We start from the raw sequence: 12,818 nt of genomic DNA, 5'->3' as shown, positions 1-12,818 counted from the left end.
ATGAGAGAGATCACGCGACGGATGTCAGGTCCTGGGTGAGGTTCACCCGCGAAAACAGTGTTCGCATCCAGTCGCGGGTCTTCTGTGGGCGAGCGGTCTTGACGATGCCAGCCAGTGGCACCTCGAAAGCTGAATACGTGACGTGATTGGGCAGTAGCGCACCCATATGAAGCTCGTTCCACTGCACGACATATGGGCTCGTACGCAGTTCATCCGCGCCGTCCAGGCCTTGGAATGTTCTTTGCGGGTGGGCATGGCCGGGGAAAACAAACCAGCCGAAGCCCAGGTCTGGTTGTTGCCCGATCAAAGACGGGATGTCCAGTTCGCCTTCAATGTGAATTCGCAGTTCTGCTGACGGCAAGTGTATGCCGGTGGCCAGCTCATAGGTCGCTACGACGTCTGCACCACCGACCCGGTTGCCCACTTCAAGGAATACCGGCTCATCGGCATCCATGATCGCTTCCAGATGGAACGCGCCGTTGTAGATCTGCACCGCTTGCAGTGCTTCACTGACCCAGTCCTGCATCTGTGTTGTGGTCTCCAGATGCCAGGAACCAAGCGGAGCTCCGCGCTCCATGTAGTCCAGGCACGTTCCAACATATTCACTGGATATCAGAGTGATTATCTGACCTCTCAACACCAGGCCGTCAAAATGCCGGATGGGGCCTGCGATATATTCCTCGACCTGAAAGTCTTCGATGCGCAGCGACAGGTCGCTGATTTTGCGCCTGATTTCATCGAAGGCATGTGACGGTTGCTGGTAAATACTCACATCGGCGCTTGATGCGCCGCTGTGTGGCTTAAGTACGGTTGCTCCAGGCCACGGCACATGCCCTTGCAGTTCGAGGTAGCGGTCAAGTGCCATGAAACGCGGCACTCGCAAATGTCGCGCCTGGACAGCCGTCTTCATTTCCAGCTTGTTGCGTGACAGCGTCACGGCTGTCAGGGAAGCCCCTTCGACATCAAGCATTTCACGCAGGCGTGCAGCGTCAAGCAGTTCATACTCGGACATCGAAATGATTCGTTCAAAGCGTTGGGGAAAGCGTGTCAGCCAATCCAGCACTTCCTCGCAGGCGCTGGTCAAGCCAGGTCGAACGACACGTTCACAGCGCAACGTCGCTGGCAGTGTATTTATCGCCGACTGTGTTCCCAGGTAAGTAACATCATGCTGTTGATGGTCGACGCCACGGTGATATTCGATACGCGTATAAGGAACGCGGTGAAGGATAAGAATTTTCATGCCAATGGTCTCGATGCTTTAGAGAATCGAATCAGGAAGCGACCTTGAACTGCTGCCCGGATGCAAGTTTGCGATTCAGAACTTCCAGCCACTGCTCCCGCATTGTCGCCACCAGATCGCGTATATCCACCCTCGCGTCATGCAGCGCTATACAGGCGTGGGCAACGAAGTCGCTGTTGTCTCTGGGGACTGCGTTAATCAGGCGTGCCTGGCCGGATATCCATGCACATTCGATCAGGGCAATATCCTTCTTTTCCATGCCGAGTGTCTGCGCGGCGAGGATCAATGTGTCGTTGACCATTGTCTGGACCTCGCCCAGCTCGGCTACCTCGAACGTCATGTCATGAGGCACGCCAAGCATCACTGTTGCGGCGCTGCAAGTGGCGGCGGGCATCGCTGTCGGAACGGGTACTGCGAACACCGAGTCGACCCAGGCTGCATACATATCAAGTCCGTGAACTGCGTGTGCAAGTGTCCAGATTTTCATGCCGCCTGGGCGGCGGTTTGGCTCGATCACCGCAGTGCTGAAGTCGTTATCGCTGAGCTTTATTTCATTGTGAAATGGGCCTGTTTGCTGGCCCACCAGACGATTGACCTGCTCGCCGGCCTGACGTATGGCCTGGCGCTCCTGCTCACTCAGGCGAGCGGGCAGTATCTGCGCCACCTCTACGGGATATCGCCCGCTGGCGCTGATTTTTTCTGTGATAAACCACAGGTCACCCAGCCCATCGTAGGAATACTCACGGGTGAATGTGATGAAGGCTTCAGCCAGCACGCCCATGTCCAGGTAGGGCGCAACTTCCGCGAATGCCTGCTCGCAATCGCCTCCCGGCATTACTATTACCACGCCACGATTGTTACCTTCGCACGCAGGCTTGAGCACGAACCCGCTATCCTGGCGCAGGGCAAAATTGCGTACATCATTGACGCACTTAATCTGCTGAAAATCTGGCAACAGGACACCCAACTTTTTGAGCTGGAGGTGCATACGCCTCTCGGCGATGCGGTACGCCAGTTTGTCAAACGCGCCAAGTGCCAGCCCCGAGTCATCAACCTGCAGGCCGAGCTGTTCCAGCAAGACTGCGCCGCTGACCACAGCGTTATCGGAAAAGACCATGCCTGCGGAGATTCTTATAGCGTCGTCACCCAATATACCGAGCGCCCTATGGATGAAATCGGGGGCCAGGGGATCGGCGTCGATTACCCGGTCGCTCATGTGCAAGTCATGTTCCTGCGGAGAGCCCCGTACCAGCCACGTTTCGGCATTCCATCGTTTGCGCGCGTAGTTGCGTATATGCAGGACATCACCGATTCGGCTCAGATTGTAGTCCACTAATAGCAATACCGGCGATTGTTGAGGCATGTTAATCATCTCCAATGCTAGGGCGGATCATAGGCAGGGGTAATGTTCCAGACGCTTTCATGGTGAGCTTATAAGCTGTCGGCCTCGTAGCGGATGTCCAGTGCGGTAGCGCTCAGGGTCGCCAGGCTCGCGAGCTCCGTCGTCTGACGTGCCCGGTCGAACTTCCATAGCAATTGGCCAAGGAATACTTCGCGGGCATGCGCGGGTATAACGTCGCCAGCTTTCAACAGGATGTGTTTCACCACAGGGGCAAGAGGCAAGTCATTCAGTGTCACTGAACTAAGCCTTCCCGGTCTGGCGAAGTAGACTCGAAAAAAAGTTGCAATGGACTGTGCACTCGAACCGTCTGCACGCCAGCCGTACCTGGACAACTTCGCCACCAGTAACTCGCGTGGTAAAGCATCGTCCTGGCTGGCCAATAGCAGATCCAGCCAAAGGGACAGCATGCTGTGGCCTTCGGTGACAGCCTCGACACTGTGGGAAATCAGGCTGCCGCCAACACGCGGATTGATTTCTATCAGGTCCCAGTATTGCCCGGTAAAGCGTGCTTCAACGTGATAGCAGCCCCACTTGAGTTTCATGTGTCTCAGCACTTTTTCCAGCCAATCGATACCGGCGGCTATTTGCTCCTGATCGATACTCGCCGGCGGAGTGGTACAACTGTCTTCCAAGACCGTTTCGGCGGTTTCAGTCACTTCGTATTTTTCGTGGATGGCCACGACGTGAACCTGACCATCTACCAGCAGAGTCTCGAAACTGAATTCCTGACCGTCTATGTAATCCTCCGCCATAAACTGCAGCCCGTCGTTGAACGCTGACGCATACACCGTGTCGTCTGCCGAGGCCAGGCGCAGCGCTTCGAGCTCATTCCATGTGGTGCATTTGCGCATGGGAAATGTTGCATATGACGCAATCCCGTAAACGGGTTTGATGAAATAGCGCTGGTCATGCGCCTGCAATGATTCCAATACCGGCGCATTCAGTACGTGGGCTCTTGCTTGCGACAGGCCCGCCTCTAAAAGTTGATTGCGCACCTCAAGCTTGTTGCGCAGTGCCAGCGCCTGTTCGGCGTCAATGTCATAAGTGCCGAGCGACGCGTTGGCCGCGGCCATCAGGTGCCGATAACCTTCCCACACGCTGATGCAGCAGGTGACCTGCTCTCCCGATGTGCGCAGGGTCTGGAGTGCGTTGTTCACATCTTCTGTTTTTAACTGATGCGAATCGGAAACATGAAGCTGATCCGCCCAAGCCTGAATCTGGTCCAGACGAGCTGGCAAATGCTCAGGAAGCGGCAATGAAGACAATACGAAACACTGAAGCCGACGTCGATGCAGCTCCTCTTTCAAGTCCTCAAGGAATGAAAAGCCACAATGGCTCAGGATCAGAACACCGGGACGATTTGCCTTCATTGCCCGTTCCATGGTCTAAGCTGCCTTGTCTTGCGGCGTGGCCAATGTGTCGATGTACAGCTCACTGAAGTACATGGCGAGAATCTTTTGATGCTCTGCCAGATAGCGCTTCAACGCAGCGATGTCTTGCTCGCTTTTAAGCAAAAAGCGCAGTGCCGCCCACACTTCGCCGGGGTGGTCATCATTGATGTCTGTGTGAGAGTGGGAGACCTGACCGATGATCTTGGTCTCGCCAATCGATGCCTTGAGTGCTTCAAGCTTGCGGGGTTCGAGCTTAACGTTCACATACTCGACCAGGTAGGAATAGGCGACTACGCCAAGTGGCCCCTCATGGTCGAGCAGGTAGGAGAAGAAACCGGTTAACAGTTTCGTGGACAGGTAGGGTTCGGTTTCAAGAAATTCCTCGCGGCTGACGCCTACACGCTCAAGGTCCTGAATGAACAGGTCGTCGTGAAGCATCTCTTCCTGTTCATAGTGGGCCCATATTTGGGCCGCCTCCGGGCTGATCTTGGCGATATCCACCAGTGCTTTTGCTTCGGCCACACGCAGCAGACGGATGCGCCATGCCGTTTCGATCAGGTGACGCTTGTAATACGCGCTGTTGACATCTTTTCCTTCCAGGTGTGCAGCCTGAGAGACAGTTTGATACCACTGCTCAACCTGGACGTCGATGATCCGGTCAATCTCACCCCTCAGGTTTAGCGAAGCGGCGGCGTTGAGAAATGGAGTGCGATTACCATAGCCAGCATTCTTTACACGGTTAAGCATAATCAAGCCTCTTTTGGGTTTGTGTATAACGCTTTAAATAACGGGCAAACTTAAACAGCGGGGTCAGCCAATAATTTCAATGGCGACGTTTCCTCTTATCTGGCACTGACACGCCAAGCGGTACTCTGCTCCGCTATAACCCAGTACTTCGATAAAAGCCTCTTCATCATCGTCCCGAGGATTCAATGCATCGAGACCTGATTTAACCTTTATCAAGCAGGCCCCGCAGGCTCCTACACGGCAGCCCAGCGGGATTACATTCTTTCCCCCGACTTCCCATTCGATATCGGTAATAGGGGTATTGACCGGCAGGAGAAATTCGAGCTGATGCGAAGTGATGGTGAGGGTGAGGGTGTGCAATGCCATACTTGCCTCGGGCTTACATTAAAAATAGTGTGAGTTGGACGCGCAGTTTGACGCCCCGCCTAAAATAATCACGAGCGCAGGGTTAACGTGTCAGTCGTTTAGGGGGGTGTGAGTTCCAGGAAGATCCAGTACACCATGGCAATTGCACTGATGGCGGCCCCCAATGCACACACCGCTCCCCAGCCAAAGTGCGCGTAGGTATAAGTAGCCGCCACCGCGCCCAGACCGCTGCCTATCGAGTAGAAGCACATATATGCGCCAACGAGACGGCTCTGCGCGTCGGGTCGCGAGGCAAAAATCAGGCTTTGATTGGTGACATGGACCGCCTGCACGGCAAAGTCCAGCAAAACCACGCCAACTACCATTGCCAGCAACGAGCTTTCGACAAACGCGATGGGCAGCCAGGATAAAGTCAGTAGTGCCAGCGCCACGCCGGTGGTGCGATTGCCAAACCCTTTGTCGGCAAGCCGCCCGGCTCGTGCTGCGGCAAGTACACCAGCCACGCCGGCCAGCCCGAAAAGCCCGATCTGGGTATGTGACAATGACAGTGGAGGCGCGCTGAGCGGCAGTACCATTGATGTCCACAACACACTGAAGGCAGCAAAGATAAGCAGGGCAAAAGTGCCCCTGACACGCAGACTGCGCTCAGTCAGGTACAGCTGGAACATTGATCGCAATAACTTCCAGTAACCATCTTTCGCTGGCGGGGGCGTTGAGGCAGGCATTGTCCGGAACAACACCAGCGCCATGCAGACCATCAGTGCGGCCGACACGAAATAAACACCGCGCCAGCCTGCAAGGTCCGCTACCGCTCCTGATACGAAACGCGCGAGGAGAATTCCCAGCACGATCCCGCTGGTTACAGTGCCAACTGCTTCACCGCGCTGTTCGGGGCTCGCCAGGGTGGCGGCATAGGCGACCACCACCTGGACCACGACTGCCATCAGGCCCACTAGCACCATCGCACCTAGCAGCATGATCCAGTTCTGAGCCATTCCTACAGCGCACAAGGCCAAAGCCGAAAGAAGCATTTGTGTGAGGATGATTTTTTTGCGATTTAGAAGGTCGCCCAACGGGACAATGAACAGCAACCCAACGGCATAACCTGCCTGTGTGGCCGTGACGACGATACCTATTATTCCAGAGGAAACAGCCAAACTGGCAGCCATCGATTCTAGTAGAGGCTGTGCGAAATAGATGTTCGCCACGGCAATTGCGCAGGTAATCGAGAAGAGAAATGTCTGGTAACGGCTCAGTCTGGGGAGCGTAGCTTTCTGAGATGAGTTGGCATATCCGCCAGCAGCCTTCTCGGTTTCAACATCCATTTTGACCGGTGCAAGGGATTTGTAAGGCATCACTTCATCCTTGAAATTGGTTTCGAAAGAAAACCGGCGTGTTGATTTTTACCAAGTCAGGTTTTAAAATGCAACCACTTATGCAAAAGCATTTTTGTATTACCTTGGATTTCGAGATCAATTGATTTTTTCGCACCCCTTGGAGAACTATGGCCAGACAGCAAATATTGGCTCAAAGCGAATGTCCGGTGGCTCGTACGCTTGAGGCGATCGGTGACCGATGGGTTTTGATGATCATTCGTGATGCTTTCGACGACGTTCGTCGATTTAGTGAGTTCCAGAAACGTCTTGGCCTTGCTAAAAACATTCTCGCGGTGAAGCTTAAAATGTTGGTTGAGCTGGGCGTGTTTCATATTCAGCCCGCCTCAGATGGCAGTGCCTATAAGGAATATGTGTTAAGCGAAATGGGCCGCGCAGTGTTTCCTATCCTTATCAGCATGCGGCAGTGGGGAGGGCAGTTTCTGTTCAGCGAAGGTGAGCATTACTCTATTTTGCTCGACAATGAATTATCGGAGCCGGTCGAAACCATCGCCGTGCGTTCCAGATCGGGCAGGGTGCTTGCCCCGGAAGACTGTCACCGGCAGGTAATCACTAAAGACTCCTGAACGTGTAGTGCATCGGCGTTGGGCCTGGTAAACCAGTAGGCGCTGGTTGAATTTCTTCACGCCATCCACGATGTGCAGTTAACGTTCGGAGTCGCTTATCGAGCCAGAAACTTCTGCCAGATCAGGTTTTTGGCGTTAGAATCGCCGCGCCTTCAGAGGTCGGGCCGATATTTTTCGGGCATCAGCCATCGGCGATTGCACATGGCGCAGCCTCTTTCGGGCGATGTATGCGTAAGGCCGGACGACCCGTTGCGGATGAGGTTTCCGGCTTTTTTATTGCCTGTTTTTTCAGGTGTAGACTTGCCTTTCGCGCTCAAGCGCCATCAGGTATCGCGAACATGACACAGATTTCCGAACGCTTTCTGGTGCAGGCGCACCTTGATGCCAAGCAGCCCAAAGCGTTGAGCTTTGATGAGCAGGCGCATTACCGTGCCGAGATCGCAGCCGAGCTGAAGAAGCAGGACGCGGTCATGGTCGCTCACTATTATTGCGACCCTGAAATTCAGGCGCTGGCCGAAGAAACTGGTGGCTGCGTGGCGGACTCTCTGGAGATGGCGCGTTTCAGCAACAGCCACTCAGCCAGCACCGTGTTGGTGGCCGGTGTGCGGTTCATGGGTGAAACCGCGAAGATTCTCAACCCCGAAAAACGCGTGTTCATGCCGACGCTCGAAGCCACTTGCTCGCTTGACGTCGGCTGCCCGGTCGACGAATTTTCCGCATTTTGCGATCAGTATCCCGAACGCACTGTGGTGGTGTATGCCAACACCTCTGCCGCAGTCAAAGCCCGTGCAGACTGGGTAGTGACCTCTGGTTGCGCGCTGGAGATCGTTGAAAGCCTGATGGACAACGGCGAGAAGATCATCTGGGCGCCGGACAAGCATCTCGGGCGTTATATCCAGCGCGAAACCGGTGCCGACATGCTGCTGTGGGACGGCGCCTGCATTGTTCACGAGGAGTTCAAGTCCAAGCAGCTCGAAGACATGAAAGCCTTGTATCCCGATGCCGCTATTCTGGTTCACCCGGAGTCGCCGGAGTCAGTGATCGAGCTGGCTGATGTAGTTGGCTCCACCAGCCAGATGATTGCCGCCGCACAGCGCTTGCCCAACACGATGTTCATCGTTGCGACCGATCGGGGCATCTTCTACAAAATGCAGCAATTGTGTCCCGACAAGATCTTCATTGAGGCACCTACAGCCGGTAATGGCGCTGCATGCCGCAGCTGCGCACACTGCCCGTGGATGGCGATGAACACGCTTGAGCGCACCTTGCAGTGCCTGCGTGAAGGCACCAATGAGATAGTCGTTGATCCTGCACTGATCCCTGGCGCAGTTCGCCCATTGCAACGCATGCTGGATTTCACCCATGCGGCTCGTATAAGGCAGGCGGGTAACGCCTGACAGTAAAAAGCCCGACTGCAAAGTCGGGCTTTTGATTTCGTGAAGGCTTGCCGCAGCGCGCGTCGGGCGGCTTGTCGCGATCAGTTCATCATGTCCTTGACCATTCTTTCCTGTTCGACCAGATCCTTCTGGCGTGCGTCGATGCGCGAGGCCAGCTGGAAGTTGTTGGCGGCTCGGCGTTTGGCAAAATCGAGTTGCTGAATAGCCTGAGGGAAGTCACCGACCAGGGCAAAATATTCAGCACGCGCCTGGTGCAGGCCGATCGTATTGCCGTTCAGGCCGCGGGTTTCTGCTACGACATACCAGATGTCCGGGTCGTCCGGACGTGTCTTGAGCAGCGCTTCCAGGGCCTTTTCGGCTTCTGCGGTGCGATTCTGCTTGAGCAACACATCAATGCGCACATCATTGAGCGGGTAGCTGCCAGGGTACAGCGTCAGCATGCGATCGACGCGCTTCTGTGCATCGGCCAGACGGTTGTTGGTGATGTCCAGATCAATCTGCGTCAGGTTGTACGTAATGTCGTTCGGCGCCTTATCCAGCAGTGGCTTGAGGCTTTCGCGAGCTTCGTTGAGCTGTCCACCCTTGATCTGGGCGATGGCCAGGCCATAGCGAGCGGCATCCGAGTCGGGGTTTTCAACCAGTTGGGCGCGGAAACGCTTGGCGGCTATCCCCGGTGTTTCCTCGTAGATAAGTGCAACGCGTGCGCGCATCAGTTGATACAGCGTGCTGTCTTCCTTGCCGCCAGGCTTGGCCTGTTCGGCGCGGTTGCGTGTGTCGGCGATCCGCGACTCGCTGACCGGGTGAGTCAGCAGGAACTCTGGAGGCTTGGCGTCGAATCGATACTGGCGCATGAGCCGCTCGAACATGGTCGGCATGTTCCGTGGGTCGTAACCTGCCTTTTCCAGATTGAGGATGCCGATACGATCGGCTTCCTGTTCGTTCTGGCGCGAAAACCGACGCTGCTCCTGAATGGCTGCCGCCTGCGAGCCGGCGATGGTTGCGATACCGGCATCACCGGCACCGGCCGCCGCCATCACAATACCCGCCAGCATCGCGGCCATCACCGGCACTTGCATGCGTTGCTGTGCTTCGATGCCTCTCGCGAAGTGGCGCTGAGACAAGTGAGCCAGCTCGTGGGCCAGCACCGACGCGTATTCGCCTTCGGTCTTGGCATTCAGAAACAGGCCGCCGTTGACGCCGATGATCCCGCCAGGTGCGGCAAAGGCATTGAGCTGCGGGCTGTTGATCAGGATGAATTCCAGGCGTCGGTCCTGAACCTGACTGGTCTCGGCCAAGCGATAGACTGTGGTCTCGACGTAATCCTTGAGCTGCGGGTCCGACAACTGACCCACCTGGCCGCGCAGAAGGCCTAGCCAGGCGCGGCCAAGGCGATGTTCCTGCTCGGGAGACACAATCGAAGAGCTGGCATCGCCCAGAGAAGGCAGATCATCCGCCATGCCGTGGGTCGAAAACAGGCAGGCGAGGGTGAGCAGTGTAGGACGCAAAAAATTCATGCACGAAGCTCTGGTCAGAAGAACCTGTACTGTAGCTGGCCGAATGGCGTGCTGACCAGAGTGAGGTATTCTTGACGCCTTGTCCGCCATGCCTTTTCGGACCTGCTTTGTAATTCGATGTGTCCGCCTGGAGATAAAAGATGTCTGACGCTGTAGCGCCCCCTGACGCCTGTGACGCTGAGCTGGATGCCAGCGGGCTCAATTGCCCGCTCCCCCTGTTGAAAGCCAAGATGGAGCTCAATCGTCTGGCCAGCGGGGCGGTGCTGAAAGTGATCGCCACCGATGCTGGATCACAGCGTGATTTCCGAACCTTTGCCAGACTTGCCGGGCACGCGCTTTTGCACGAAGAAGCCGACGCAGGCGTTTATCGTTATTGGCTTCGCAAAGCCTGATCCGTCGCCGTTTTTTTCCGAAAAGGATGTTTGATGTTCAATGTGATTCGCAACTGGGTACAACGCTACTTCTCTGACGAGGAAGCGGTGGTGCTGGCGGTCTTGCTGTTTCTGGCGTTCACGCTTGTCCTGACACTGGGCGGGATGCTGGCCCCGGTACTGGCCGGGTTGGTGCTCGCGTTTCTGATGCATGGCCTGGTCAGCGCGCTTGAGCGCTTGCGCATGCCGGAGATGGCTGCGGTCGGTCTGGTGTTCACATTGTTCATCGGCGTGTTGCTGGTGTTTCTGCTGGTGCTGGTGCCGTTGCTCTGGCACCAGATGATCACGCTGTTCAACGAGGCGCCGGGGATGCTTGCCAAATGGCAGTCGGTGCTGCTGTTGTTGCCTGAGCGCTATCCGCATCTGGTTTCTGACGAGCAGGTGCTGCTGGCGATCGAAGTCGCTCGTGGGGAAGTGGGCAAGATCGGCCAACTGGCGCTGACGTTCTCGATTTCCAGTCTGCCGCTGCTGGTCAATCTGATGATCTACCTGGTGCTGGTGCCGATTCTGGTGTTCTTCTTCCTCAAGGACCGGCACATGATCGGCCGCTGGGCGCGGGGCTACCTGCCGCGTGAGCGGGCATTGCTCAACCGTGTCGCCGATGAAATGAAGCGTCAGATCGCCAACTACATTCGTGGCAAGGTCATCGAAATCTTCATCTGTGGCGGCGTGACTTATATCGCTTTTGTCGCGCTGGGGCTCAATTACGCCGCTCTTCTGGCCATGCTGGTCGGGATATCGGTCGTTGTGCCTTACGTCGGCGCAGTGGTGGTAACGGTGCCTGTAGCGCTGATCGGCCTGTTTCAATGGGGTTGGGGCGACCAGTTCATCTACCTGATGATCGCGCACGGCATCATTCAGGCGCTGGACGGCAACGTGCTGGTCCCATTGCTGTTTTCAGAAGCCGTCAACCTGCACCCGGTCGCGATCATCTGCGCGGTGCTGCTGTTTGGCGGCCTGTGGGGATTTTGGGGGATCTTCTTCGCTATTCCGCTGGCGACCCTGTTCAAGGCCGTACTCGACGCCTGGCCGCGCAACGAGCCAACGGTAGCGCCTCTGCTTTAGCGGGCGAGAGTTAAGAGTGAATTGCTGCGGCACGTCGAGTGCCGCAGCCGATACCGCTAATCAGACTTTGTTCAGGGCTTCAGCGGTGGCCAGCACCTCGGCCACATGGCCTGGCACCTTCACGCCGCGCCACTCGTTGCGCAGGACGCCATCCTTGTCGATCAGGAATGTGCTGCGATCAACGCCCAGGTATTCCTTGCCATACAGCTTTTTCAGCTTGATGACGTCAAACAGCTGGCATAGCGCTTCTTCCTTGTCCGAAATCAGCTCGAACGGGAAGGACTGCTTGGCCTTGAAGTTTTCGTGGGTCTTCAGGCTGTCCCGAGACACACCCAGGACGACGGTATTGGCGGCCTGAAAACTGGCGATGTGATCACGGAAGTCCTGGCCCTGGGTCGTGCAGCCGGGCGTGTTGTCTTTCGGGTAGAAATAAATCACGACCTGCTGACCCTTGAGTGCAGACAGCTCTATGGTCTGCCCGCTGGTCGCAGGTGCCTGAAAATCGGGAACCGGTTGATCTACTGTAACGGCCATGGATGACTCCTTACATGGGGGCTTGTGGGCGCCAGGGTTCGATCAGCGCATCAAGGTTCAGTGCGTCGGCAAAGTCAAGGAACTGATCACGCAACCAGCTTATTTGCGTGCCGGCAGGCAGCGTCACCGTGAAGGTGGCATTGAGCATGGTGCCGCCGGTCTGCGGTGCCTGATAGGTATCGCAGATCAGGTTTTCCAGCTCGACGTTGTGATCGATGAAGAACTGGCACAACTCGTTGATGATGTCCGGACGATAGGCTGAACTGACGTAAGCCACGTAGGGCAGGGCTTCGGGACGGTTTTCAAGCGTTGCGCTGCGCACGACACTGGTCGTGAATGCATGCTTCTTGGAGAGCCCAGGAAGACCTGTCTCAAGACGCGCCAGAGCGTCCCATGTGCCGGATATCTGCAGAATCAGCGCGCTGCACTCACCGTGGCGAGTGAGGCGAGAGGTGACGACCGAGCAACGGTTTTCATGGCTGGCGCGGCACAGGACGTTGGTCAGCTCCATTGGGTTGGCGCCAAGGGCACTGATGACAAGGAATTGTTCGCGAACTGTGGGGGTGGACGACATGCAGCATTCCTAGACGATGAGCGGTCGGTACTTTTTCGGACTTGCGGGGCTGTTTCGACAATCGATGGCGCGAGAGACCTTCCCGGTCCCCGGAGCGCCTGGCTTGCATGAACGAGCCATGACTGGGCTGGAGGGCGCTGGGGCAGGGCTTCTGGCGAAAAATTCGACCGATTGAGCGAGGTACGCAGGTGACCAGT

At 56.3% G+C, this 12,818-nt stretch carries 13 protein-coding genes; 4 read left to right on the top strand and 9 right to left on the bottom strand.

What is annotated here, in order from left to right; all coding sequences use genetic code 11:
- Nucleotides 1–10 precede the first annotated feature (10 nt).
- The 6 genes from I9H09_RS17340 to I9H09_RS17315 all read right to left on the bottom strand — a co-directional run bounded on the left by I9H09_RS17340 (nt 11) and on the right by I9H09_RS17315 (nt 6,501).
- Nucleotides 11–1,240 carry an ATP-grasp domain-containing protein gene (locus tag I9H09_RS17340; protein ID WP_122346367.1) on the bottom strand — a complete coding sequence of 410 codons (1,230 nt, stop codon included), beginning with the start codon at nt 1,238–1,240 and terminating at the stop codon, nt 11–13.
- A 31-nt stretch (nt 1,241–1,271) separates the two neighbouring features.
- Entirely contained in the window at nt 1,272–2,603 is a 1,332-nt protein-coding gene (locus tag I9H09_RS17335; RefSeq protein ID WP_122324905.1) for an ATP-grasp domain-containing protein, read from the bottom strand.
- A gap of 68 nt (nt 2,604–2,671) precedes the next feature.
- Nucleotides 2,672–4,012, bottom strand: a complete 1,341-nt coding sequence (locus tag I9H09_RS17330) for an ATP-grasp domain-containing protein (protein ID WP_122366967.1) — start codon at nt 4,010–4,012, stop codon at nt 2,672–2,674.
- Nucleotides 4,013–4,027: 15 nt separating this feature from the next.
- Nucleotides 4,028–4,780 (bottom strand): hypothetical protein, encoded by a 753-nt coding sequence (locus tag I9H09_RS17325; protein ID WP_122324906.1) that lies wholly within the window; start codon nt 4,778–4,780, stop codon nt 4,028–4,030.
- 63 nt (nt 4,781–4,843) lie between these two features.
- Complete coding sequence (locus I9H09_RS17320; RefSeq protein WP_122346364.1) at nt 4,844–5,146, bottom strand: 2Fe-2S iron-sulfur cluster-binding protein; 303 nt, start codon at nt 5,144–5,146, stop codon at nt 4,844–4,846.
- 98 nt (nt 5,147–5,244) lie between these two features.
- Entirely contained in the window at nt 5,245–6,501 is a 1,257-nt protein-coding gene (locus tag I9H09_RS17315; protein ID WP_053479557.1) for an MFS transporter, read from the bottom strand.
- A gap of 149 nt (nt 6,502–6,650) precedes the next feature.
- On the opposite strand from I9H09_RS17315, the gene I9H09_RS17310 reads away from it, so the two are divergent.
- A complete protein-coding gene (locus tag I9H09_RS17310; protein WP_024669474.1) occupies nt 6,651–7,106 on the top strand; it encodes a winged helix-turn-helix transcriptional regulator in 456 nt (151 codons plus the stop codon).
- Between the two features lie 338 nt (nt 7,107–7,444).
- Complete coding sequence (gene nadA / locus I9H09_RS17305; protein ID WP_122346363.1) at nt 7,445–8,503, top strand: quinolinate synthase NadA; 1,059 nt, start codon at nt 7,445–7,447, stop codon at nt 8,501–8,503.
- 80 nt (nt 8,504–8,583) lie between these two features.
- Here nadA and I9H09_RS17300 read toward each other — a convergent pair whose 3' ends face one another.
- Nucleotides 8,584–10,017, bottom strand: a complete 1,434-nt coding sequence (locus I9H09_RS17300; protein WP_053479556.1) for a M48 family metalloprotease — start codon at nt 10,015–10,017, stop codon at nt 8,584–8,586.
- A 140-nt stretch (nt 10,018–10,157) separates the two neighbouring features.
- Here I9H09_RS17300 and I9H09_RS17295 point away from each other — a divergent pair, with 140 nt between their 5' ends.
- The gene (locus tag I9H09_RS17295) at nt 10,158–10,409 is read left to right on the top strand and encodes a sulfurtransferase TusA family protein (RefSeq protein ID WP_053932369.1); all 252 of its coding nucleotides are present in this window, start codon (nt 10,158–10,160) and stop codon (nt 10,407–10,409) included.
- Between the two features lie 33 nt (nt 10,410–10,442).
- Nucleotides 10,443–11,513: an AI-2E family transporter gene (locus I9H09_RS17290; RefSeq protein ID WP_024669477.1), complete on the top strand. Its 1,071-nt coding sequence runs from the start codon at nt 10,443–10,445 to the stop codon at nt 11,511–11,513.
- A gap of 60 nt (nt 11,514–11,573) precedes the next feature.
- Here the strand turns inward: I9H09_RS17290 and I9H09_RS17285 are convergent, their stop codons facing one another.
- Nucleotides 11,574–12,047 (bottom strand): peroxiredoxin, encoded by a 474-nt coding sequence (locus I9H09_RS17285; RefSeq protein ID WP_122346362.1) that lies wholly within the window; start codon nt 12,045–12,047, stop codon nt 11,574–11,576.
- 10 nt (nt 12,048–12,057) lie between these two features.
- Nucleotides 12,058–12,621, bottom strand: a complete 564-nt coding sequence (locus tag I9H09_RS17280; RefSeq protein WP_005892076.1) for a glycine cleavage system transcriptional repressor — start codon at nt 12,619–12,621, stop codon at nt 12,058–12,060.
- Nucleotides 12,622–12,818 lie beyond the last annotated feature (197 nt).

The sequence above is a fragment of the Pseudomonas tremae genome, from assembly GCF_023278125.1.
In the GTDB taxonomy this organism is placed as follows: Bacteria; Pseudomonadota; Gammaproteobacteria; order Pseudomonadales; family Pseudomonadaceae; genus Aquipseudomonas; species Aquipseudomonas tremae.
This window is presented reverse-complemented; position numbering and strand designations above follow the sequence as displayed.